This window comes from Enterobacter bugandensis (assembly GCF_900324475.1).
GTDB classification, from domain to species: Bacteria; Pseudomonadota; Gammaproteobacteria; order Enterobacterales; family Enterobacteriaceae; genus Enterobacter; species Enterobacter bugandensis.
Window position 1 is genome coordinate 4,514,981 of the sequence record NZ_LT992502.1, and the last position, 24,630, is coordinate 4,539,610.

Here is a 24,630-nt window from a genome sequence, read left to right on the forward strand (position 1 = left end):
TTTCCCTACTCAGACTTGCGACAGCGTTGTGCTGCCCTGTGGCTCGCGCTTGTGCACAAGCCCTGCGCTGTCGAACAGCCAGTACAACAGTTTGGCCAGTAACAGGCAGATGCCAAAAACGACCATGAAGAACACCACGCGCGAAACGAACGAGTCCAGCCCCTCGCGCGCCAGAACGATCATATTGAAAATGGCTCCAAAGCAGAAACTGTGCAAAATGGCCGCTTTATAGCGGTTGGTCTCTTCGTTACCGCGCACGTAAAGCCAGTCAAACCACTTAATAATCAACCCTACGACAAACGCGCCCGGCAGGATAAACCAGCCTCCCCCCATCACCACCAGGGAACCAATCAAGGTTGGCGAGATCGCCAGGCCCGAATGGTTGTTCAGCACTTCCCAGGTAAAATAGTTCGCGGTATTGAGTACTACGCCAGGGCGGTCCGGCCAGAGCCAGCTCGGGATAAAGACGTAGAAATCGCGCACAATCGGCGCCAGCCCCTGGAAATCAATCTTGTCGTAGTTTTGCAGCAACAATGCCAGGTTTTCCCACGGCGAGAAGGTGTCGCGCGTCAGGTAGAGGAACGTGTAAAACGCCTCGTCGCCCGCCACGTTCATCCCGTAGCGCTTCAGCGCCAGCCAGAACATCCCCACAATGCCAAATACCCCTGCCGCAACCAGCATCCACAGCGAGATCCAGCCGCGGATGATGCCGATGAACAGGAAGATAGCGAAAGCGATGATAATGTTGGCACGCGTACCGCCCACAATCATGTAGGTCAAGATACCGAACACAACCGTACTGACCAGGAAGAACAGCCATGCCTTGCTGTCCTGGCGAAGGAAGAAGATCACCAGCATCGCCGGGATGAAGAAATAGAAGAATCGCTTAAGCGCCACGCCTGAGACTTCAGCCGAAAAAATCTGGCTGTAGGAGTGGAGCTTAAACAGCAGGAAGCCGTTATGCATGAAGAAGATGCCGACGCTGACCAGGGCGATGGTCATGAGCATCACCCACGTCAGATGGGTCTCCACCCGGTTCATAGTAAAGAGCGCCCGACGCGGGGCAGCGGCCTGCGCTGGTCGCAGACGCGTTTTATAGGTGACGTAGTAAACACCATAGAAGCAGGTCGCCGCCAGCAGGGCCTGGAGAAGAATTTCCGGCGGCGCGACGCTCACGTCAAAACGGAAGACCAGAATGCTGGTCAGCGGGAAGCCGAAAAAGAAGGTCAGCAGAAACAGCAACGAGAAGAACACGTTAAAGTTGAAGCGCACCCGGCGGAACTCAAACCAGGTGAGCGTGGCGATAAATAGCGTGCTCAGAAGCCAGACAACCAGTAAGCCGCTAAACTGCAACTGACTCATGCGTTGTCTCCTGAAGCGATACGCAGCGCGCGGTGCCACGGCGTGAGGTAATTCGGGCTGAAAAAGTCGATGCTATTTTTATCCACCAGCGTGAGCTGGCGTTGTGCTTCACGTACCACTTCGACATTCAGCGCGTCTGAGGTGAACAACACCGGAATATGCTGCTCGGCCATGTCCTGCCAGAACGGGTTTTCACGATTAAGCACGCACGGTACACCCGCCTGAATCAGCAGGCACAGCGTACCAATCCCCTGCTGGCGAGCAAAGATGAAATAGCCCAGATCGCATTTTCGCAGCAGCGCAAGATAGTCATCAAACTCCAGCTTTTCGCTGAGAATGTGCAGATTTTCTTCGCTGAATAACGCAAGCCCCTGCTGGCGAACCTCATCAATGTAGGCGTCGTTGTCGGCGGGATAGCCCATCGGCACCACCACGTTCACCGTGTCGCCAAACTGCTGGTGTACCGCCCGGAGCGCGGCGACATGTTCGTTACTGCGGTCGCCGGAATTCCCCACCAGCACCGTCAGCTTGCCTTCGCGAACCGCGTCATTCGCCATGGTGTTCAGCGCCGGATCCATACGGGTTGGGAAATAGAGTAGCTCACCGCGCACGTTAGGGTGCTGCTTCGCAAAATAATTCAGATCGCCACGGGTGGCAAAAACGCAGCCCACCCTTCCCTGCGCCATGCGACGCAGCGGATAGAAAAGACGGAATTTCCAGCCGCGCGAGACTTCGTAGAGATCGGCTCCCCAGATATGCCAGCTGCACTGGGAGGGTTTAATTCCCCCGCTGAGCAGAGCCAGCCACAGGCCGGTATTGAACTGCCCGTGGAAAAAGAAACGTTGCTCACGATCCGCTTTGGCCTTGGCAATAACCGCCTTCGCCAGGGTAGCTTTATCCGGCCAGAAGGTGATTGTCAGCGCCGGAAACGCCGCGCTCAGGCCATTATCCTGACCTGCAACCATAAACTCGCGCGCATCAGGATTGCCCGATGCCAGCTCGTCGTTGAAGAACCGCAAAACGGTCTGGTTATGGTGTGGGATATCCGATCCCAGAATGTGAATCAGTGCAGTCATGCGCGTTTACGCCACAATAAAAATACGCCGCAGCAGGCAGCGAAATAAACGATATAGGTTGCCATGTAGGCCTGAGCCGCCCCCAGCGCGCCGTGCGCGGGTATCAGCCAGTGCGAGAACGACGTCAGTAATACAAACTGGCTAACCTCCGCCAGGATATACAGCCGCAGGGACGCTTTTGCTATCACCAGATAGCCGAAAACGTAAGCTCCCACTTTCAGCACATCCCCTACCAGCTGCCAGGCAAAGAGATCGCGCATGGCGGTGAACTTTGCCGAGAACAGCAGCCAGATGGCAACATCGCGCAATAACCAGACGGTAAAGCTGGCAGCTGCAACCGCCGGCAACACGAAGCGCAGCGATCGGAAAATCTCGCGGGTAATATCCTGCCTGGACGTCAGACGCGATAATGTTGGCAGCAAATAAACGCTAAAGGAAGCCGTTATAAACTGGAGGTAGGCGTCGGAAATGCTGCTTACGCCCTGCCAGATCCCCACCTCATCCCAGCTGTAATGCGCCGCCAGCAGGTTTCGCATCATCACGTAGGCCACCGGCAGCGTGACGGAAGTAATGAGCGCCATCAGGGTAAACTTACCCAACTGGCTGGCAAGCACTTTATCCCATTGCGGTTTCAGGTAGCTCAGCGGAATGACGCCCCGCCGCATCAGCATAAGCGCCGCAGGCACAACAACCAGTGCCGGAACCAGCGCCAGCCCAAGCAGTGCGCCTTCATAGCCACCCAGGCGGTAGCAGAAATAATAGGCAATCACGCCGATGACGCTACCCAGGATGAGCGCAAGCGCGTTCCCTGCAGCATCGCGAAAACCTTTCATCAGCGCCAGTAGCAGGTTAGCCCAGGCAATGCCCATCTGGACCAGCGCGACCAGACGCACCAGTCCCTGATAATGGGTGTGCCCGAACAATCCCTGGCTAATGGGCGCCGCGGCCAGCAGAAACACAATCGCCAGCAGGGTCGAAAAACCCGTGACCATTGCCGACGCGGTGCCCACTACCCTGCGAAGCTGGGCCGCATCATCATGATACTGAGCAACGTATTTGGTCACGCCGTTGAAGATTCCGGCACCGGCCAGCACCCCAAGGACGGTAACAAGCTGGCGGAAGTTGCCCGCCAGCCCGACGCCTGAGGGGCCGAATGAGACGGCCAGCAGCTTGACGACCAGCAGTCCGGCACCAATTTTTACAAGCGTGGACGCGGCGGTCCACACCGATGCTTTTGCCAGAGACATATCAGCCGAAATAGCTCAGAAGGGTATTGATCACCGTACGCTGGTTAACTGGCGCGAGGTTGAAGAACAGTGGCAGGCGAAGCAAACGCTCACTTTCTTTCGTGGTGTAACGGTCTTCCCCTGCGAAAATCCCAAACGCTTCGCCCGCCGGGCTGGAGTGCAGCGGAATATAGTGGAAGACCGCCATAATTTCGGCCTCTTTCAGCCAGGCGATGAGCTGGCTGCGATCGTCGTTATCGCGCAGCTTGATGTAAAACATGTGCGCGTTGTGGACGCAATCGGCCGGAATGGTTGGCAGCTCAATACGTCCGGCTTTTGCCAGCGGCTCAAGCGCATCGTAATAGGTTTGCCACAGGGACAGGCGCTGGAGATTAATTCGCTCTGCCGCTTCCAGCTGTGCCCACAGGTACGCTGCCTGCAGGTCGGCCATCAGATAGCTTGAGCCGATATCGCGCCAGGTGTACTTATCAACCTGACCGCGGAAGAATTGGCTGCGGTTGGTGCCTTTTTCACGGATCACTTCCGCACGCTCAACCAGGGCACGATCGTTAATCAGCGTCGCACCGCCCTCACCGCCGGCAGTGTAGTTTTTCGTTTCGTGGAAGCTGAAGCAGCCGATGTGGCCGATAGTGCCCAGCGCGCGCCCCTTGTAGGTGGACATCACGCCCTGCGCGGCATCTTCTACCACAAACAGGTTGTGCTTTTTGGCGATTGCCATGATGGTGTCCATTTCACAGGCCACGCCCGCGTAGTGAACTGGCACAATCGCACGTGTTTTGTCGGTGATCGCCGCTTCAATCAGCGTCTCATCAATGTTCATGGTGTCCGGGCGGATATCCACAAAGACGATTTTCGCTCCGCGCAGGACAAATGCATTCGCGGTAGAGACGAAGGTATAGCTCGGCATGATCACTTCATCACCGGGCTGGATATCCAGCAGCAGGGCCGCCATTTCCAGCGATGCCGTGCAGGACGGGGTCAGCAGCACTTTAGCACTGCGAAAACGCTGCTCCATCCACTGCTGACAGCGACGGGTAAAACCGCCGTCACCGCAGAGTTTGCCGCTGCCCATGGCAGACTGCATATAGTCGAGCTCGGTTCCCACGACGGGTGGTGCGTTAAATGGAATCATCTTGTCACCTGTATAACCAGTAGGCGGTGGCGTCGATGTTGGCACCACTCGCAATATAACGTTTAAGCGCGGCGGTGTTGCCCACCTGGGTCGCCACCCGCAGCGTCTCAACCTGCTGCAGCTGCGCCCAGTGCAGCGCCGCCTGCATGAGTTTCTCTCCCATGCCGCGCCCGGCTAATAAGCCAATACGCGCCTCGCGCTCGTTAAGCTTGCGCAGCGAGACAAATCCCTGAATCTGGCCGTTCGCTGCACGGAAAATCAGGCAGACGTGGTCAAAGGTACCTTTGACCGCATTCTCTACCCACTGGGCATAGAAACGTCCGCTATCGTCAGGCGCATACCAGGGCGTGCGAAAGCGGCTTTGCGCAAACGCCCGGGCCGCCATCTGGCGCAGCACAGGAATGTCCTGTTCCGTTGCAATTTCCGCGCCGGACGCATCGTGCCGGGTGAGGGTGATGGAAAGGTCTACCTCGCCTTCAACCAGTTGAAAACCGTGTTGCTGGAGCGCGTCAAGCAGGTCGGCACGGTCCGCCGGGATCTTAGCCTGCACGCGCTGCCAGGCGCTGAAGTCCACTTCCTGCAGGGCGGGCGCATTCTCGCGCCAGCGGACTATCGCCGAGGGGCGGGCAAAAAATGCGCTTTCCCACTCAAGGGATTCCAGCACGCCGTGGAGTGCACTCAACGCCAGACGCCTTTGGTATCAACCACATACTGTTGACGCACCGCGTCACCAGGCGTGGCTTTAAACTCTTTATGGTCCACCAGCAGCACCAGCACGTCCGCCGTCGCCAGCGCGTCATTGAGTGCCGTCAGCGTGCAGTGCCCCGCCAGTTTTGCCGGCAGTTCATGAATATTTGGCTCGACCACCAGCGTTTCGCCCTTATGCCATTCGGCAATCATCTCAGCAATTTCCATCGCCGGGCTTTCGCGCAGATCGTCAATATTGGGTTTAAATGCCAGACCAAAGCAGGCAATTTTCAGCTCGCTGGCGCGCTTGCCGCTCTCTGCCAGACAATCCGCTACCGTCGCTTTAACCTGGTTGAGCACCCAGTGAGGTTTGCTATCGTTCACTTCACGCGCGGTGCGAATCAGGCGCGCCTGCGCCGGGTTCTGCGCCACGATAAACCACGGATCGACGGCGATACAGTGACCGCCCACCCCTGGGCCAGGCTGGAGAATGTTGACGCGCGGATGTCGATTCGCCAGGCGGATTAACTCCCAGACGTTAATCCCCTGATCGGCACAGATCAGCGACAGTTCGTTTGCGAAGGCGATGTTAACGTCACGGAAGCTGTTTTCCGTCAGCTTGCACATCTCAGCGGTGCGGGAGTTGGTTACCACGCATTCGCCTTCCAGGAAAATCTTGTACAGCGCGCTGGCGCGTTCAGAACAGACCGGAGTCATGCCGCCTATCACCCGGTCGTTTTTAATCAGTTCGACCATCACCTGCCCCGGCAGCACGCGCTCCGGGCAGTAGGCGATGTTGATCTCCGCCTGCTCACCGGCCTGCTGCGGGAAGCGTAAATCAGGACGCGCATCGGCCAGCCACTGCGCCATCTGCTCGGTAGCGCCGACGGGAGAAGTCGACTCCAGAATTACCAGCGCCCCTTTCTTGAGCACGGGGGCAATAGATTTTGCCGCCGCCTCGACGTAGACCATATCGGGCTCGTGATCGCCTTTAAAGGGCGTTGGAACGGCAATCAGGTAGGCATCCGCTTCCACTGGCGTCGTGCTGGCGCGCAGGAAGCCGCCATCAACCGCCTCTTTCACCACGCGGTCAAGATCGGGCTCCACAATATGAATTTCGCCACGATTAATGGTTTCTACCGCACGTGCGTTGATATCCACACCAACAACCTGCTTTTGACGGGAGGCGAATGCCGCCGCAGTAGGCAGGCCAATGTAGCCAAGACCAATGACAGAGATGGTAGTAAAACTCATAGCGATACCCGATTGTGTTTAAGTGCTTGCAAAATACGGCCACAAGCCTGCCCGTCTCCGTAGGGATTGTGGGCCCGGCTCATCGCCTGATACGCTTCATCGTCGTGCAGAAGGCGCGTGACCTCTTCGACGATGAGCTGTGCGTTGGTGCCGACAAGACGCACTGTCCCGGCTTTAACCGCTTCCGGACGTTCAGTGGTTTCACGCATCACCAGCACCGGCTTGCCAAGAGAGGGCGCTTCTTCCTGAATCCCACCGGAATCGGTGAGAATCAGCCAGGCGTGGTTCATCAGCCAGACAAACGGCATGTAGTCCTGCGGTTCAATCAGCAGGACGTTTTCGACGTGTCCCAGGATGCGGTTGACCGGCTCGCTGACGTTAGGGTTAAGGTGTACCGGATAGACAATTTGCACATCGTCGTTCTGCGCGGCGATTTCAGCCAGCGCGTGACAGATTTGCTCAAAGCCCCGACCAAAGCTTTCGCGACGGTGGCCAGTGACCAGAATGGTTTTTTTGCCGTTATTCAGGAAAGGATAGCGGGCAGCGAGTTCTTTCTGCAGATCGCTGTTTGCCAGCACGCGATCGCGTACCCAAATCAACGCGTCAATGACCGTATTGCCGGTCACAAAGATGTTGTTATCGGCGACATTTTCACGCAGCAGGTTCTGGCGAGAGTTCTCGGTTGGCGCAAAATGGTACATCGCCAGATGCCCGGTAAGCGTACGGTTGGCCTCTTCCGGCCACGGAGAATAAAGATTGCCGGTGCGCAGACCCGCTTCAACATGGCCGACGGGAATACGCTGGTAAAACGCGGCCAGGCTTGTTGCCATCGTCGTCGTGGTATCCCCGTGCACCAGCACGACGTCGGGCTTGAATGACTCCAGGATCGGCTTGAGATCCTGCAGAATGCGGCAGGTTATTTCCGTCAATCCCTGTCCCGGCTTCATAATATTAAGGTCGTAATCCGGGACGATGGAAAAGAGGGTTAGGACCTGATCGAGCATCTCACGGTGCTGGGCCGTGACGCAGACCTTCGCTTCAATATCAGGATCGCTGGCCAGCGCATGAACCAGAGGCGCCATCTTAATGGCCTCCGGCCTGGTGCCAAATACGGTAAGTACTTTCACATCGATTCTCTTCGATTAGGCGATGAAGGCCGCAGCCTTCATCGTAAACGGCGTTCTTAGTTTGTACGACGACGCGTTAACGCCACGCCAGCACCAACGAGTGCACCCACAATACCCCACATGATCATCAGGAATGCGCGGCGCGGACTGTCGCGTTTTACAGGTTCTTCAGGCGTTCTCAAATAACGATAGGTCTGAAAACGCGGGTCCAGGGAGGGACCGACATTAAGCGTGTTAAGCATCGCGCGGTTTTGATCGTAGTCGAGATCAAAATCAGGCCCAACGGCCTGCAGGTTTTCCAGACGCGCCTGCAGCATTGGGCGACCAAGAAGGAACATTTCAGAATCAGGCAATTCATCAGCCGGAACATCCGTCTCAGTGCGGGAAATGTTGTGCTGTTCCGCAATTTTCAGCGCCTGCTGAATGTTATGCACGCGGCGCGCAAAAATGGCGTTTGCCACCTCTTCCTGACGTTTGACCTGCGCCTTCATCTGGATAGTGCGGGCTGCCCAGGCGCCTTTAAGCTCTTCATTCAGATGGCTTGCGGCACGCTGGCTGGCAAACGCGACGTACTGGCGCAACAGGTTGTTTGCATCCGGTGCGGTTTCGGCAATCAGCTTGACGCTGTCGTTGACGTTACGCAGCACGTCGCCCGGCATGAACTGAATATTGTTAATCAGGTCGTCCAGCAGCGCGGCATCGGCTTTGGTGTTATCAACCCGACGCTGCTTGAAGTAATCCGTCTGGGACCAGAAATCGCGGCGCGTATCCCACGAGGCCAGCTGCATCACAAACTCTTTGTAGGCCTCATCCATAACGGAAGCCTGGTCCGGGGTGGCAAGGCTGGCTTTAATATCCAGGTTTCGCAGGAACTGCTGCTGGGAGTAGTATCCTCCGAGCATGTTAACCGTGGGTCTGTCCGTGATTGCCGTGGCGCTCCACTCCTGTTTTGCAAAGAACGTGTAGGCTAGCGCTAACAGTGCAAACCCCAGCGCGATCCCCACAATCCAAAGTTTGCCTGCCCATAACACGCGAAACAAACCCCGAATGTCCAGTTCATTCTCTGTTACCACTGATTTCGCTCCCGCCAACGGTTGAGTCATCATAGTCCCGGTTTTACTTAGTTAATGTTGTGTTTTTGCTACTGTTACGTCGCATCCTGCGCTTAATACGTTTAATGAATCGCGCCACCTTCCATGCGCGCTTAATGCAGTAGCCGTAGAGAGAAAATGCTAGCAAGAACAATACCAACATGGCCCACTCAGGCACAAAGTGCGTATATTCCGCCGTCACGCCAATCCCCGCTAGAATAGCAGCCGCCAGCGTAATAAGCACAAATGCCTGCCGGGAAGTGAATCCGGCTCGCATGATCAAATGATGAATGTGCTGACGGTCAGCAGAGAATGGACTCATTCCTTTACGCAAGCGGCGATACATAATCGCAACCATATCCATTAAGGGGATGGCAATAATCCATAGCGCCGTTACCGGGCTGATGGGATGCACATCGCCCTGAGTGGTTTCCAGCAAGATCCAAATGACAGTAAAGCCGATAAGCGTGCTACCCGCATCGCCCATGAAGACTTTATAGCGTCGGCCCAATGCGCCGAGATTTAACAGGATATAAGGCAGGATGGCAGCAATCATGGCGAAACACCACATAGCAAGGCTGTATTGCCCATCGAACCATAAAATGAAACCAATGGCGGCAAATGAGACGCAGGACAGGCCACCAAGCAAACCATCAATACCGTCAACCATGTTGAACGCGTTAATCGCCACCCACACGGCAAAAAGTGTCAGGAAATAGCCGAATGGGCCGAGTTCCATCTCCCAGGCCCCGAAAATATAGCCCAGGCTACTCAGGTGCAACTTAGCAAACACCATCATTGCAATAGCGACAGCTGCCTGAACGAAAGCGCGGATTTTGACGCTGATGTCGTATCTATCGTCCAGCGCACCAATCACAACAAGAACTGTTGAGCATATGAGATAAAGCCTGGCATGCGGAATATAGTAATCTGCAATAGCAAAAGTGAAGCAGATCCCCGCAAAAACAGAGATGCCACCGACCAGAGGGATCATGCCTTGATGACGTTTACGGAAGTTGGGTTTATCCACTAAGCCCAGATATTTTGCAACCTTACGTGCCAGAAACAAAAAGCAGGTGGTAAACAAGAAAATACTGGTTAGTTCAGTAAACGTATCAAGTAGGTTCACAATGGATGTTCTCAACAAATGTTAGTCAAGGAAGTATAACCATCAAGGGGCCGCGCCTGAAGTTATAAAGCAAACCTCTTACAATTCCATTTGTTTATTATTCAAGCTATTAATGTTTTTACTGTGCGAATTATCTTATTGTCGCACTGACCGGTCAAAATTGGGAGTAGGCGATACTAGCGTATAGTCCATAAAAGAAAAACGCCACGTAAAAACGTGGCGTTCGCTGGCTTTATTTGCGTTACGAGCGTTTCATCATGTCGAAGAAATCGTCGTTGGTTTTGGTCATCGCCAGTTTGTTAATGAGGAACTCCATCGCGTCAATTTCACCCATTGGATGGATGATTTTGCGCAGGATCCACATTTTCTGCAGCTCTTCCTGGGTGGTGAGCAGCTCTTCCTTACGGGTACCGGAACGGTTGTAATCGATAGCCGGGAAGACGCGTTTTTCAGCGATCTTACGAGAGAGGTGCAGTTCCATGTTACCTGTACCTTTAAACTCTTCGTAGATAACCTCGTCCATTTTGGAGCCGGTATCGATCAGCGCCGTTGCGATGATGGTCAGGCTGCCGCCCTCTTCCACGTTACGTGCCGCACCGAAGAAGCGTTTTGGACGGTGCAGGGCGTTAGCGTCCACACCACCGGTCAACACTTTACCGGAAGCTGGCACCACGGTGTTGTAGGCACGCGCCAGACGGGTAATGGAGTCAAGCAGGATGATCACGTCTTTCTTGTGCTCAACCAGGCGTTTCGCCTTCTCGATAACCATTTCCGCAACCTGAACGTGGCGAGATGCTGGCTCGTCGAAGGTAGAAGCAACCACTTCACCTTTAACCAGACGCTGCATCTCGGTCACTTCTTCCGGACGTTCGTCAATCAGCAGCACCATCAGCACGCAGTCTGGGTGGTTGTAGGCAATGCTCTGCGCGATGTTCTGCAGCAGCATGGTTTTACCCGCTTTCGGCGGGGCCACAATCAGACCACGCTGGCCGCGACCGATTGGCGATGCCAGATCCAGGACGCGCGCGGTTAAGTCTTCGGTAGAACCGTTACCACGCTCCATGCGCAGGCGAGAGTTCGCGTGCAGAGGCGTTAAGTTCTCAAAGAGGATCTTGTTACGCGAGTTTTCTGGTTTATCGAAGTTAACTTCATTGACTTTCAACAGCGCAAAGTAGCGTTCACCCTCTTTAGGAGGACGAATCTTACCTGAAATGGTGTCACCAGTGCGGAGGTTGAAACGGCGGATTTGGCTGGGGGATACGTAGATGTCGTCAGGGCCGGCGAGGTAGGAGCTGTCTGCAGAGCGGAGGAAACCAAATCCGTCTTGCAATATCTCCAGCACACCGTCGCCAAAGATATCTTCGCCACTCTTAGCGTGCTGCTTCAGGATGGCGAAAATGATGTCCTGCTTGCGCATACGAGCCTGGTTTTCCAGTCCCATATTTTCGCCGAGAGTGATCAGCTCAGAAACCGGCGTATTCTTTAATTCGGTAAGATTCATAATGGTGTGGGTTCTTAAACTCGGAGTGATTCTCGAACTTAATGTTGTGAATGGTATGGCAGGGTCATCCATGCCTGTTTAGCGGCCATCACCTCATGTCTGTTCGCTGTCTGGTCACAGGGAAAGAACGCAGAACTGAAACGACAAGACGGATTGAGTGACAAGCCCGGAATTTAGCCACTTCACGCATTGTTCATGTCAACAAAGGGAAGTATCGGGTAAAACAAGATTCAAACAATAGATATGTTTAAAACGAAGTCATAGCTAACTTAGCACGACTTCAGCCGGGCGTCCAGAGTTCCACATCATTTAGCCGGGGGCTCTGGACGCACAGCGGAGAACCTTACGCCAGGTTAGCGTCCAGGAACTCTTTCAGCTGACCTTTGGACAGCGCGCCCACTTTGGTCGCCGCCACTTCGCCGTTTTTGAACAGCAGAAGGGTCGGGATGCCACGGATACCGTATTTCGGTGCGGTGCCCGGGTTCTGGTCGATGTTCAGCTTGGCAACCGTCAGTTTGCCCTGATATTCGTCAGCGATCTCATCCAGAATCGGGGCGATCATTTTGCAAGGACCACACCATTCAGCCCAGAAATCGACGAGGATCAGCCCGTCAGCCTTAAGTACGTCCGTGTCAAAACTGTCGTCAGTCAGGTGAATAATTTTATCGCTCATATATAACTCCACAGGAATAAGCCTGGTACGTTGGTTTTGTCTCCACCAACGACGTGTTGATGTCGCATTAACCAACTAAAGGTTGACTTTATTTCACCGGATACGCTTTCGTAAAGCAATAGTAAGCTGATATTCTACCACACTATGAGCAAAACACATTTAACAGAACAGAAGTTTTCCGACTTCGCCCTGCACCCAAAAGTGATCGAAGCCCTTGAAACAAAAGGGTTTCATAACTGCACGCCCATTCAGGCTCTCGCCCTGCCGCTGACGCTGGCCGGTCGCGATGTTGCAGGGCAGGCGCAAACCGGTACCGGCAAAACGATGGCGTTTTTAACGTCAACGTTCCATTATTTACTTTCTCACCCAGCGATTGCAGACCGCAAAGTTAACCAGCCGCGCGCGCTAATTATGGCCCCGACGCGAGAACTGGCGGTACAGATCCATGCAGACGCTGAACCCCTGGCACAGGCTACTGGTCTGAAGCTTGGCCTGGCCTATGGCGGCGACGGCTACGATAAGCAGCTGAAAGTGCTGGAAAGCGGCGTGGATATCCTGATTGGGACCACCGGCCGTCTTATCGACTACGCCAAACAGAACCATATCAACCTCGGCGCCATCCAGGTTGTGGTGCTTGATGAAGCTGACCGCATGTACGATCTGGGCTTCATTAAAGATATCCGCTGGCTGTTCCGCCGCATGCCGCCGGCAAATCAGCGCCTGAACATGCTGTTCTCTGCCACCCTTTCTTATCGCGTACGCGAGCTGGCGTTCGAGCAGATGAACAACGCCGAGTATGTGGAAGTGGAGCCGGAGCAGAAAACGGGCCACCGCATTAAAGAAGAGCTCTTCTATCCTTCCAATGAAGAGAAAATGCGTCTGCTGCAAACGTTGATTGAAGAAGAGTGGCCCGATCGCGCCATTATCTTCGCGAACACTAAACACCGCTGTGAAGACATCTGGGGCCATCTGGCTGCCGACGGCCACCGTGTTGGCCTGTTGACCGGCGACGTGGCGCAGAAAAAACGCCTTCGTATCCTCGACGAGTTCACCCGTGGCGATCTTGATATTCTGGTCGCAACCGATGTGGCGGCACGTGGTTTACACATTCCGGCCGTGACGCACGTCTTTAACTACGATCTGCCAGACGACTGCGAAGACTACGTACACCGTATCGGTCGTACCGGTCGTGCGGGCGCAAGCGGTCACTCAATTAGCCTTGCGTGTGAAGAGTATGCGCTGAATCTTCCAGCCATTGAGACCTACATCGGTCACTCTATTCCGCAGAGTAAATACAATCCGGAAGCGCTGTTAAGCGAACTGCCGCCGCCTAAGCGTCTTTCCCGCCCGCGCTCCGGCAATGGTCCGCGTCGTTCAGGCGGCGCACCGCGTAATCGTCGTCGTTCAGGTTAATACATTATGCTCAGCTCCACCTCGCTCTATGCGGCAATTGATCTCGGTTCGAATAGTTTTCATATGCTGGTTGTGCGTGAGGTGGCGGGAAGCATACAAACGCTGACGCGCATTAAGCGCAAGGTCCGCCTCGCGGCGGGCCTGAGCAGTGATAATTACCTCTCGCCTGAAGCCATGGAACGTGGCTGGCAATGCCTGCGGCTCTTTGCTGAGCGTCTGCAGGATATCCCGCATGCTCAAATCACCGTTGTCGCCACAGCGACGCTCAGACTGGCGGTTAACGCCGTAGATTTTATTGCCAAAGCGCAGGAAATTCTGGGGTGTCCGGTTCAGGTTATCAGCGGTGAAGAAGAAGCACGCCTGATCTACCAGGGCGTTGCCCACACCACCGGGGGTGACGATCACCGTCTGGTGGTGGATATCGGCGGTGCCAGTACCGAACTGGTAACCGGCACCGGCGCGCAGGCGACGTCGCTGTTCAGCCTGTCGATGGGCTGCGTGACCTGGCTTGAACGTTACTTTACTGACCGGAATCTGGGTAAAGAGAACTTCGACGAGGCGGAAAACGCCGCGCGCGCAGTGCTACGCCCGGTAATGGACGAACTGCGCTATCACGGTTGGAAAGTCTGCGTCGGGGCTTCGGGTACCGTGCAGGCCCTGCAGGAAATCATGATGGCGCAGGGCATGGACGAGCGGATCACGCTTGCCAAACTTCAGCAGCTTAAACAGCGTGCCATTCAGTGCGGACGTCTGGAAGAGCTGGAAATTGAAGGCCTGACGCTGGAACGAGCCCTGGTTTTCCCAAGCGGGCTGGCCATTCTGATCGCCATATTCACCGAATTAAATATCCAGTGTATGACCCTGGCCGGCGGCGCGCTGCGCGAAGGTCTGGTCTACGGGATGCTGCATCTGTCGGTGGATCAGGACATCCGCAACCGTACGCTGCGCAACGTCCAGCGTCGTTTTCTGGTTGACATCGATCAGGCTGGCCGCGTATCACAGCTGGCATCACGCTTTGCCGACCAGGTCGCTAACGCCTGGGATCTTGATCATCTGAGCCGCGATTTATTGCTGAGCGCCTGTGCGCTGCACGAGGTGGGGCTCAGCATAGATTTTAAGCAGGCACCTGCTCACGCAGCGTATCTGGTGCGCAACCTGGATTTACCGGGCTACACGCCCGCACAGAAAAAGCTGCTGGCAACGCTGCTGCTGAACCAGACCAACGCCATCGATCTCTCCTCTTTGCATCAGCAAAATGCCGTACCGCCGCGCGTGGCCGAGCATCTGTGTCGCCTGCTGCGTCTGGCAATTCTGTTTGCCAGCCGCCGCCGCGATGATTTGTTACCCGCCATTAATCTGCTAGCCGATGATGAGAAGCTGACGCTGACGCTGCCGGAAAACTGGATTGAGAATCACCCGCTTGGGGCAGAGATGATCGAGCAGGAGTGCCAGTGGCAGAGCTATGTGCACTGGGTGCTTGAGGTGAAGTAATACGCTGAACACTGCCGGGTGGCGGCTTAGCCTTACCCGGCCTACTCATCATTATCCCTTCTCTTTGGCTTTTGCCAACATGGCGCGAATGTTCGCCACGTTAGCCTGTCCTTTGTGCATCCGCTCTTCCGCGGTAATCACTTTGCGCTCCTGTTCCCAGATCAGATCGTCCTGCGGCAGTTCCAGCAGGAAACGGCTGGGTTCCGGGCGCACGAGTTCACCGTACTGACGGCGCTCTTTACAGAGCGTGAACGTCAGCTCCTTTTGCGCGCGGGTGATCCCCACGTAGGCCAGACGGCGTTCCTCGTCGACATTATCTTCATCAATGCTGCTCTGGTGCGGCAATAAACCTTCTTCCATACCGACCAGATACACATACGGGAACTCCAGCCCTTTTGACGCATGCAGCGTCATCAGCTGAACCTGGTCGGCCTCTTCTTCGCTCTCGCCGCGCTCCATCATGTCGCGCAGGGTAAAGCGGGTGACCACCTGCGTTAACGTCATCGGCTCATCTATCTCAGAGCCTTCCAGCATTTCGGTCATCCAGCTAAAAAGCTGGTTAACGTTTTTCATACGCATTTCTGCCGCTTTCGGACTGGCAGAGGTTTCGTACAGCCAGGATTCGTAGTCAATGCCGTGGATCAGATCGCGTACCGCCGCCACGGGCTCGCGCTCAGCCAGGCGCTGCACTTCACCCAGCCAGTGGGTGAAGCGGGTTAAATTATCATACCCGCGCCCCGTCAGCGTCTGGCTCAGCCCCATATCAAAGCTGGCGGTAAACAGGCTCTTATTGCGGGTCATCGCCCATTCGCCTAGCTTTTGCAGCGTCGCCGGACCAATCTCGCGCTTTGGTGTATTCACGATGCGCAGAAACGCGCTGTCGTCATCCGGGTTCGTGAGCACGCGCAGATAGGCCAGCAGATCTTTAATTTCTGGCCGCGAGAAGAACGAAGTGCCGCCGGAAATTTTGTACGGAATGCGGTTCTGCATCAGCATCTTTTCAAAGACGCGCGACTGGTGATTGCCGCGATAGAGGATCGCGTAATCCTTGTATTCGGTTTTATTGACGAAGTGGTGGGCGATCAGTTCGCCCGTCACGCGCTCCGCCTCATGCTCTTCATTATTGGCGCTGAGCACCTTCAGCTCCGTACCGTAGCCAAGTTCGGAGAAGAGACGCTTTTCAAAAACGTGCGGGTTATTGGCAATCAGGATGTTTGCCGCCTTCAGGATGCGCCCGGAGGAACGGTAGTTCTGCTCCAGCTTAATCACCTGCAGCGCGGGGAAATCTTTGCTCAGAAGCACCAGGTTTTGCGGGCGTGCGCCGCGCCAGGAGTAAATTGACTGGTCATCATCGCCAACCACGGTGAAGCGCGCGCGCTGCCCCACCAGCAGCTTCACCAGCTCGTACTGGCTGGTGTTGGTGTCCTGATATTCATCCACCAGCAGGTAGCGGATTTTATTCTGCCAGCGCTCGCGCACCTCTTCATTTCGCTGTAAAAGCAGCGTCGGTAAGAGGATCAGATCGTCGAAGTCCAGCACGTTGCACGCTTTCATGTGCGCGTCGTACAGACCATAGCAGTGGGCAAAGATCCGATCCCGTTCGCCTTTGGCGATCGCCGCAGCCTGGGCCGGGGTCATCAGATCGTTTTTCCAGTTTGAGATCGTTGAGATCAGCTGCTGCAACAGCACCTTATCATCCTCGATCAGCCCCTCGGTGAGCTCTTTGAGCAACGCCACCTGGTCGGTGTCATCGAACAGCGAAAAGTTGGATTTCATCCCCAGCGCGGCGTATTCACGTTTAATGATATCCAGCCCCAGCGTGTGGAAGGTAGAGATCATCAGCCCGCGCGCCTCTTTGCGCCCCAGCGTCTGGCCAACACGCTCTTTCATCTCGCGCGCCGCTTTGTTGGTAAAGGTAACCGCCGCAATGTGGCGGGCCTGATAGCCGCAGCCGCGGATCAGGTGCGCAATCTTATTGGTGATGACGCGCGTTTTACCGGATCCTGCGCCCGCCAGCACCAGACACGGTCCGGTTACAAATTCGACGGCTTGTTGTTGTCCGGGATTTAGACGCATAAATGATCGCTCAATGAAAGTCAGGAGGGGAGAATAACAGCGTGGTAGTATAGCGAGCCTAATCCATACCACTCAAGGCACGATCATGGCAAAAACAGCAGCAGCACTGCATATTCTTGTTAAAGAAGAGAAACTGGCTCTGGATCTTCTGGAGCAGATCAAAAACGGCGCCGATTTCGGCAAACTGGCGAAGAAGCACTCTATTTGCCCGTCAGGCAAGCGTGGCGGCGATTTAGGCGAATTCCGTCAGGGTCAAATGGTTCCGGCGTTCGATAAAGTGGTCTTCTCCTGCCCGGTGCTGGAGCCAACAGGTCCGCTGCATACTCAGTTCGGTTATCACATTATTAAAGTGCTGTATCGCAAATAAAAAAGCCGGGTGGCGGCTGCGCCTTACCCGGCCTACATCTTACGTTTTTGTAGGTCGGGTAAGCGAAGCGCCACCCGACAAGGTTGTTAACCTGCTACAGCAATACGTTTCATATCGGTCATGTAGCCACGCAGTTTGTGGCCCACTTTCTCGATCTGGTGGCTGCGAATCGCTTCGTTTACGTCGCGCAGCTGCGCGTTGTCTACCGCACCTTCCGCAATCGCTTTACCCAGATCGCCTGCTTGCAGGGTGGTCATGAACTCTTTCAGCAGCGGTACGCAGGCGTAAGAGAACAGATAGTTACCGTATTCTGCGGTATCAGAGATAACCACGTTCATTTCGTACAGACGCTTACGGGCGATGGTGTTCGCGATCAGCGGCAGCTCGTGCAGAGATTCGTAGTACGCAGACTCTTCGATGATGCCGGAATCCACCATGGTTTCGAACGCCAGCTCAACGCCTGCTTTCACCATCGCAATCATCAGTACGCCTTTATCGAAGTACTCCTGCTCGCCGATTTTACCTTCATACTGCGGCGCGGTTTCGAACGCGGTTTTACCGGTCTCTTCACGCCAGGTCAGCAGTTTCTTGTCGTCGTTGGCCCAGTCCGCCATCATGCCGGAAGAGAATTCGCCGGAGATGATGTCGTCCATATGTTTCTGGAACAGCGGTGCCATAATGGTTTTCAGCTGTTCAGACAACGCGTAAGCACGCAGTTTTGCCGGGTTGGACAGACGGTCCATCATCAGCGTAATGCCGCCCTGCTTCAGCGCTTCGGTGATGGTTTCCCAGCCGAACTGAATCAGTTTTTCTGCGTATGCCGGGTCGGTACCTTCTTCCACCAGCTTGTCGAAGCAAAGCAGAGAACCCGCCTGCAGCATGCCACACAGAATGGTCTGCTCGCCCATCAGGTCAGATTTCACTTCCGCAACGAAGGAAGATTCCAGCACGCCAGCGCGGTGACCGCCGGTCGCCGCAGCCCAGGCTTTGGCAATCGCCATGCCTTCGCCTTTCGGATCGTTTTCCGGGTGAACTGCGATAAGCGTCGGCACGCCGAAGCCACGCTTGTACTCTTCACGCACTTCGGTACCCGGGCACTTCGGCGCCACCATCACTACGGTGATGTCTTTACGGATCTGCTCGCCCACTTCAACGATATTGAAGCCGTGGGAGTAACCCAGCGCGGCGCCGTCTTTCATCAGCGGCTGTACGGAACGCACCACGTCAGAGTGCTGCTTGTCCGGCGTCAGGTTAACGACCAGGTCCGCCTGCGGGATCAGCTCTTCATAGGTACCCACTTTGAAGCCGTTTTCAGTCGCTTTACGCCATGAAGCGCGCTTCTCGGCAATCGCTTCTTTACGCAGGGCGTAAGAGATATCCAGACCGGAGTCACGCATGTTCAGGCCCTGGTTCAGACCCTGTGCGCCACAGCCGACGATGACCACTTTTTTACCCTGAAGGTAGCTTGCGCCATCGGCAAATTCATCGCGCGCCATGAAGCGGCATTTGCCCAGCTGCGCCAGCTGCTGGCGCAAGTTCAGTGTATTAAAGTAGTTAGCCATGGGTGATACCTCGTGATGTTGTGTGTCTTATTGTTCGGTTCGCGTTTCAGCGAGAATGTACCCACATTACAACAGGAAATTTATTGCGGAAATTGATATATTCACAACGTCACATTGCAATTTTTGCAATGTAAAAAGAGGGAGTGGAATCGGTGGATTTACGCGATCTAAAAATGTTCCTGCACCTGGCGGAAAGCCGTCACTTTGGCCGCAGCGCCCGGGCGATGCACGTCAGCCCGTCCACGCTTTCGCGCCAGATCCAGCGCCTCGAGGAAGACCTCGGCCAGCCGCTTTTCGTGCGCGATAACCGTACCGTTACCCTTACGGAAGCAGGCGACGAGCTGCGCATCTTTGCCCAGCAGACGCTGTTACAGTACCAGCAGCTGCGGCACTCTATTGATCAGCAGGGGCCATCACTCTCCGGTGAGCTGCATATTTTTTGCTCCGTGACCGCCGCCTACAGCCATCTGCCCCCCATTCTCGACCGCTTCCGCGCAGCGCATCCGTCGGTTGAAATTAAGCTCACCACCGGCGACGCCGCCGACGCAATGGAAAAAGTGGTGACCGGCGAAGCGGATCTCGCCATCGCCGGAAAACCCGAAACCCTGCCGGGCGCGGTGGCGTTCTCGATGCTGGAGAATCTGGCGGTGGTGCTGATTGCCCCGGCCCTGCCCTGCCCGGTGCGTAATCAGGTATCGGTAGAAAAACCGGACTGGTCGACGGTGCCGTTTATCATGGCCGATCAGGGGCCGGTGCGCCGCCGCATCGAGCTGTGGTTCCGCCGTCAGAAAATCAGCAATCCGTCGATTTACGCCACCGTTAGCGGTCATGAGGCGATGGTGTCGATGGTGGCGCTTGGCTGCGGCGTGGCGCTGCTGCCGGAAGTGGTGCTGGAAAACAGCCCGGAACCGGTGCGCAATCGCGTGATGATTCTGGAGCGCAGCGACGAGAAGACGCCGTTTGAGCTAGGCGTTTGCGCACAAAAAAAGCGGCTGCATGAGCCGCTTATTGATGCGTTCTGGACGATATTGCCGAACCACTAACCAGCCAGAAAGAACCTGAACGCCGGGTTATGGGTTTCGTCGTGGCACTCATAGCCCAGCTCGTTCAGCCGCGTTTCGAAATCCGGCTCGTGCTCGCCCAGTTCGAACGCCGCCAGCACGCGCCCGTAGTCGGTGCCGTGGCTGCGGTAGTGGAACAGGGAGATGTTCCAGTGCGTGCCCAGCGTGTGCAGGAACTTGAGCAGCGCGCCCGGTGATTCCGGGAACTCGAAGCTGAACAGGCGTTCCTGGAGCGGCTTTGAGGGACGACCGCCAACCATGTAACGCACATGCAGCTTAGCCATTTCATCGTCGGACAGATCGACCACGCTGTAGCCGCCTTCATGCAGCAGACTGAGGATCTCTTTACGCTCCTCCACGCCACGGCTCAGACGCACGCCGACAAAAATGCAGGCATCTTTCGCATCGGCAAAGCGGTAGTTGAACTCCGTTACCGAACGTCCCCCCAGAAGCTGGCAGAACTTGAGGAAGCTGCCCTTTTCTTCCGGAATCGTCACCGCCAGCAGCGCTTCACGCTGTTCGCCCAGCTCGCAGCGCTCGGAAACGTAGCGCAGGCCGTGGAAGTTCACGTTCGCACCAGAGAGCACGTGCGCCAGCCGCTCGCCGCGAATGTTGTGCTGGGCGATGTATTTTTTCATCCCCGCCAGCGCCAGCGCGCCGGACGGCTCCGCCACCGCACGTACATCTTCGAACAGATCTTTCATTGCCGCGCAGATGGCGTCGCTGTCGACGGTGACGATATCGTCCAGATACTCCTGACACAGACGGAAGGTTTCATCGCCAATGCGCTTCACCGCCACGCCCTCGGCAAACAGCCCAACGCGCGGCAGGTCTACCGGATGACCGGCATCCAGCGCCGCCTTCAGGCAGGCAGAGTCTTCCGCCTCAACGGCGATGACTTTGATCTGCGGCATCAGCTGTTTAATCAGCACCGCCACGCCTGCGGCCAGCCCGCCGCCGCCCACCGGGACGAAGACGCGGTCGAGATGGGCATCCTGCTGCAGCAGTTCAAGCGCCAGCGTGCCCTGCCCGGCAATCACCATCGGGTGGTCGAACGGCGGCACCCAGGTGAAGCCCTGCTGCTGCGCCAGCTCAATCGCTTTGGCTTTGGCTTCGTCAAAATTCGCGCCGTGGAGCAGCACTTCCCCGCCAAAACCGCGCACCGCGTCGACTTTGATGTCCGCGGTAGCAACCGGCATCACGATCAGCGCTTTCAGACCCAGACGGGCCGAGGAGAAGGCAACGCCCTGGGCGTGGTTGCCCGCCGACGCGGTAATGACGCCGCGCGCTTTCTGCTCATCCGTCAGCCCGGCCATCATCGCGTAGGCACCGCGCAGCTTGAAGCTGTGCACCGGCTGCCTGTCTTCACGCTTCACCAGAATGACGTTGTCGAGGCGCGAGGAGAGTTTTTCCATTTTTTGCAGGGGCGTGACCTGCACAGCTTCATAGACCGGCGCGCGTAGCACCGCTCTCAGGTATTCCGCCCCCTCAGGGGCGGCGGATAAGGGTTGTGACTCGGCCATCATTAGCCCCCAAGTTTAGATTTATCGCGCACCGCGCCTTTATCTGCACTGGTTGCAAGGCTCGCGTAGGCGCGCAGGGCGAAGGAGACTTCGCGCTGGCGATCTTTCGGCGTCCAGGCTTTGTCGCCGCGCGCTTCCTGCGCTTCACGACGGGCCGCAATCTCCTGGTCGCTCAGCTTCAGCTGAATGCCGCGATTCGGAATGTCGATTTCGATCAGGTCGCCATCTTCGATGATCGCGATGTTGCCGCCGCTTGCCGCTTCCGGGGAGACGTGGCCGATGGAGAGACCAGACGTGCCGCCGGAGAAACGCCCGTCGGTGATCAGCGCGCAGGCTTTACCGAGGCCCATCGATTTCAGGAAGGTGGTCGGGTAGAGCATCTCCTGCATGCCCGGGCCGCCTTTCGGCCCTTCGTAGCGAATGACAACCACGTCGCCTTCCACCACTTTGCCGCCGAGGATGGCGTCTACCGCCTCGTCCTGGCTTTCGTACACTTTCGCCGGACCGGTGAATTTCAGGATACTGTCATCCACGCCTGCGGTTTTCACGATGCAGCCGTTTTCCGCAAAGTTACCGTACAGCACCGCCAGACCGCCGTCTTTGCTGTAGGCGTGCTCCAGCGAGCGAATGCAGCCTTCAGCACGATCGTCATCCAGCGTGTCCCAGCGGCAATCCTGCGAGAACGCCTGGGTGGTGCGAATACCGGCCGGACCGGCGCGGAACATCTTTTTCACCGCGTCGTCTTTGGTCAGCATCACGTCGTACTGGTCCAGCGATTCCGGCAGCGTCAGGCCGAGGACGTTTTTCACGTCGCGGTTCAGCAGCCCGGCGCGATCCAGCTCGCCCAGGATACCGATGACGCCACCCGCGCGGTGCACGTCTTCCATGTGGTACTTCTGGGTACTCGGCGCGACTTTACACAGCTGCGGCACTTTGCGGGAGAGCTTGTCGATGTCGCTCATGGTGAAGTCGATTTCGGCTTCCTGCGCGGCGGCCAGCAGGTGCAGAACGGTGTTAGTGGAGCCGCCCATGGCGATATCCAGCGTCATGGCGTTTTCGAACGCCGCTTTACTGGCGATATTGCGCGGCAGCGCGCTGGCATCGTCCTGCTCGTAGTAGCGTTTGGTCAGCTCAACGATACGTTTACCGGCGTTGAGGAACAGCTGCTTACGGTCGGCGTGGGTCGCCAGCAGCGAGCCGTTGCCCGGCTGGGAAAGGCCCAGCGCTTCGGTCAGGCAGTTCATGGAGTTAGCCGTGAACATGCCGGAACAGGAGCCGCAGGTCGGGCACGCAGAGCGTTCCACCTGATCGCTCTGCTCGTCAGAGACTTTCGGGTCTGCGCCCTGGATCATCGCATCGACCAGGTCGAGCTTGATGATTTTGTCGGAGAGCTTGGTTTTACCCGCCTCCATCGGACCGCCGGAGACGAAGATCACCGGAATGTTCAGGCGCAGGGAGGCCATCAGCATCCCCGGGGTGATTTTGTCGCAGTTGGAGATACAGACCATCGCATCGGCGCAGTGGGCGTTGACCATATACTCCACCGAGTCGGCGATCAGCTCGCGCGACGGCAGTGAATAGAGCATTCCCCCGTGGCCCATTGCGATACCATCATCCACCGCAATGGTGTTGAACTCTTTCGCCACGCCGCCGGAGGCTTCGATTTGCTCGGCAACCAGCTTACCGAGATCGCGCAGATGCACATGGCCCGGTACAAACTGGGTGAAAGAGTTCACCACGGCGATAATTGGCTTGCCGAAATCGGCGTCGGTCATTCCGGTGGCGCGCCACAGTGCGCGGGCACCCGCCATGTTACGGCCGTGGGTGGTGGTGGCTGAACGATACTTAGGCATGCTTTATTGACTCCCGTCTGACTATTTAATGGGACGGTGCGTGCCGTCCCACATTTATATTTAGTGATTAACCTGATCCAACCAGCCGTATTTGTCTTCTGTTTCGCCGGTGAAGAGGCCGAAGAAGGCTTGCTGGATGCGTTTGGTCACCGGACCACAGCGGCCTTCGCCCACCTGGATACCATCTACGCTGCGAACCGGCGTGATTTCAGCCGCGGTACCGGACATGAACACTTCGTCTGCCAGGTAGAGGGATTCGCGGGACAGCACCTGCTCGCGCACTTCGATACCGAGGTCTTTCGCCAGCTTGATGATCGCATCACGGGTGATGCCCGGCAGCGCGGAAGAGGTGAACGGCGGGGTAAACAGAATGCCGTCTTTTACTTCAAACAGGTTTTCGCCCGCGCCTTCTGAGATGTAGCCGTTCACGTCGAGGGCGATGCCTTCTTGATAGCCGTGGCGGCGCGCTTCGCTGCCGACCAGCAGTGAGGAGAGGTAGTTACCGCCCGCTTTTGCGGCGGTCGGGATGGTGTTTGGCGCCACGCGGTTCCAGGAAGAAACCATTGCGTCGATCCCCTGATCCAGTGCTTCTGCGCCCAGGTAGGCGCCCCACGGGAACGCAGCAATGATCACATCAGTGTTGTAACCGGCCGGCGGGTTCACGCCCATGCCCACATCACCCACGAAGACCAGCGGGCGAATATAGGCGCTGGTCAGTTTGTTCTGGCGAATCACTTCGCGGCAGGCTTCCATCAGCTCATCAACGCTTTGAGAGACCGGGAAACGATAAATTTTGGCTGAGTCATGCAGACGCTGCATGTGTTCGCGATGGCGGAACACCACTGGCCCTTTGTGAGAATCGTAGCAACGGATGCCTTCAAACACGGAGGTACCGTAGTGCAGCGCGTGGGACATCACGTGAACTTTCGCGTCTTCCCAGCGAACCATCTCACCATTGAACCAAATGTAATCAGCTTTTTTTGTCGTCATTTTTTCGTCCTGTCA

The 24,630-nt window shown here is 56.3% G+C and carries 20 protein-coding genes; 4 read left to right on the top strand and 16 right to left on the bottom strand.

Going from position 1 to position 24,630, the window contains the following annotated elements; all coding sequences use genetic code 11:
• Positions 1–9: 9 nt before the first annotated feature.
• From wzyE to trxA, 11 genes are all read right to left on the bottom strand, one after another.
• Positions 10–1,362 (bottom strand): ECA oligosaccharide polymerase, encoded by a 1,353-nt coding sequence (gene wzyE / locus DG357_RS21920; RefSeq protein WP_088204701.1) that lies wholly within the window; start codon positions 1,360–1,362, stop codon positions 10–12.
• Entirely contained in the window at positions 1,359–2,438 is a 1,080-nt protein-coding gene (locus tag DG357_RS21925; RefSeq protein WP_088204700.1) for a TDP-N-acetylfucosamine:lipid II N-acetylfucosaminyltransferase, read from the bottom strand. The genes wzyE and DG357_RS21925 overlap by 4 nt, the downstream gene beginning before the upstream one ends.
• Positions 2,435–3,685, bottom strand: a complete 1,251-nt coding sequence (gene wzxE, locus DG357_RS21930; protein ID WP_028014808.1) for a lipid III flippase WzxE — start codon at positions 3,683–3,685, stop codon at positions 2,435–2,437. The genes DG357_RS21925 and wzxE overlap by 4 nt, the downstream gene beginning before the upstream one ends.
• Position 3,686: 1 nt before the next feature.
• Positions 3,687–4,817, bottom strand: coding sequence for a dTDP-4-amino-4,6-dideoxygalactose transaminase (rffA, locus tag DG357_RS21935; RefSeq protein WP_028014809.1), 1,131 nt, complete (start codon positions 4,815–4,817; stop codon positions 3,687–3,689).
• A gap of 4 nt (positions 4,818–4,821) precedes the next feature.
• Positions 4,822–5,499, bottom strand: coding sequence for a dTDP-4-amino-4,6-dideoxy-D-galactose acyltransferase (gene rffC, locus DG357_RS21940; RefSeq protein WP_049138385.1), 678 nt, complete (start codon positions 5,497–5,499; stop codon positions 4,822–4,824).
• Entirely contained in the window at positions 5,496–6,758 is a 1,263-nt protein-coding gene (gene wecC, locus DG357_RS21945) for a UDP-N-acetyl-D-mannosamine dehydrogenase (protein ID WP_088204699.1), read from the bottom strand. The genes rffC and wecC overlap by 4 nt, the downstream gene beginning before the upstream one ends.
• Positions 6,755–7,885, bottom strand: coding sequence for a non-hydrolyzing UDP-N-acetylglucosamine 2-epimerase (gene wecB / locus DG357_RS21950; protein WP_028014812.1), 1,131 nt, complete (start codon positions 7,883–7,885; stop codon positions 6,755–6,757). The genes wecC and wecB overlap by 4 nt, the downstream gene beginning before the upstream one ends.
• A gap of 56 nt (positions 7,886–7,941) precedes the next feature.
• On the bottom strand, positions 7,942–8,988 hold the full coding sequence (wzzE, locus tag DG357_RS21955) for an ECA polysaccharide chain length modulation protein (protein WP_028014813.1): 1,047 nt from the start codon (positions 8,986–8,988) through the stop codon (positions 7,942–7,944).
• A gap of 13 nt (positions 8,989–9,001) precedes the next feature.
• Positions 9,002–10,105, bottom strand: coding sequence for a UDP-N-acetylglucosamine--undecaprenyl-phosphate N-acetylglucosaminephosphotransferase (gene wecA / locus DG357_RS21960; protein WP_028014814.1), 1,104 nt, complete (start codon positions 10,103–10,105; stop codon positions 9,002–9,004).
• A 241-nt stretch (positions 10,106–10,346) separates the two neighbouring features.
• Positions 10,347–11,606 carry a transcription termination factor Rho gene (gene rho / locus DG357_RS21965; RefSeq protein WP_008501566.1) on the bottom strand — a complete coding sequence of 420 codons (1,260 nt, stop codon included), beginning with the start codon at positions 11,604–11,606 and terminating at the stop codon, positions 10,347–10,349.
• Positions 11,607–11,949: 343 nt separating this feature from the next.
• Positions 11,950–12,279, bottom strand: coding sequence for a thioredoxin TrxA (trxA, locus tag DG357_RS21970; RefSeq protein ID WP_006179218.1), 330 nt, complete (start codon positions 12,277–12,279; stop codon positions 11,950–11,952).
• 144 nt (positions 12,280–12,423) lie between these two features.
• Here trxA and rhlB point away from each other — a divergent pair, with 144 nt between their 5' ends.
• Positions 12,424–13,692, top strand: coding sequence for an ATP-dependent RNA helicase RhlB (rhlB, locus tag DG357_RS21975; RefSeq protein WP_028014815.1), 1,269 nt, complete (start codon positions 12,424–12,426; stop codon positions 13,690–13,692).
• A 6-nt stretch (positions 13,693–13,698) separates the two neighbouring features.
• Positions 13,699–15,183, top strand: a complete 1,485-nt coding sequence (gene gppA / locus DG357_RS21980; RefSeq protein WP_088204698.1) for a guanosine-5'-triphosphate,3'-diphosphate diphosphatase — start codon at positions 13,699–13,701, stop codon at positions 15,181–15,183.
• Between the two features lie 51 nt (positions 15,184–15,234).
• On the opposite strand, the gene rep is transcribed toward gppA, so the two are convergent.
• A complete protein-coding gene (gene rep, locus DG357_RS21985; protein ID WP_028014817.1) occupies positions 15,235–17,259 on the bottom strand; it encodes a DNA helicase Rep in 2,025 nt (674 codons plus the stop codon).
• Between the two features lie 85 nt (positions 17,260–17,344).
• On the opposite strand from rep, the gene ppiC reads away from it, so the two are divergent.
• Positions 17,345–17,626, top strand: a complete 282-nt coding sequence (gene ppiC, locus DG357_RS21990; RefSeq protein ID WP_004886861.1) for a peptidylprolyl isomerase PpiC — start codon at positions 17,345–17,347, stop codon at positions 17,624–17,626.
• A gap of 86 nt (positions 17,627–17,712) precedes the next feature.
• On the opposite strand, the gene ilvC is transcribed toward ppiC, so the two are convergent.
• On the bottom strand, positions 17,713–19,188 hold the full coding sequence (gene ilvC, locus DG357_RS21995; RefSeq protein WP_088204697.1) for a ketol-acid reductoisomerase: 1,476 nt from the start codon (positions 19,186–19,188) through the stop codon (positions 17,713–17,715).
• Positions 19,189–19,340: 152 nt separating this feature from the next.
• On the opposite strand from ilvC, the gene ilvY reads away from it, so the two are divergent.
• Positions 19,341–20,231, top strand: a complete 891-nt coding sequence (ilvY, locus tag DG357_RS22000; RefSeq protein ID WP_088204696.1) for an HTH-type transcriptional activator IlvY — start codon at positions 19,341–19,343, stop codon at positions 20,229–20,231.
• Here the strand turns inward: ilvY and ilvA are convergent.
• The 3 genes from ilvA to ilvE are packed head-to-tail and all read right to left on the bottom strand — an operon-like array spanning position 20,228 to position 24,615.
• Complete coding sequence (gene ilvA, locus DG357_RS22005) at positions 20,228–21,772, bottom strand: threonine ammonia-lyase, biosynthetic (protein ID WP_088204713.1); 1,545 nt, start codon at positions 21,770–21,772, stop codon at positions 20,228–20,230. The genes ilvY and ilvA overlap by 4 nt on opposite strands.
• 2 nt (positions 21,773–21,774) lie before the next feature.
• Positions 21,775–23,625: a dihydroxy-acid dehydratase gene (ilvD, locus tag DG357_RS22010; protein WP_047366694.1), complete on the bottom strand. Its 1,851-nt coding sequence runs from the start codon at positions 23,623–23,625 to the stop codon at positions 21,775–21,777.
• Between the two features lie 60 nt (positions 23,626–23,685).
• Positions 23,686–24,615 carry a branched-chain-amino-acid transaminase gene (gene ilvE, locus DG357_RS22015; protein ID WP_003860182.1) on the bottom strand — a complete coding sequence of 310 codons (930 nt, stop codon included), beginning with the start codon at positions 24,613–24,615 and terminating at the stop codon, positions 23,686–23,688.
• Positions 24,616–24,630: the final 15 nt, after the last annotated feature.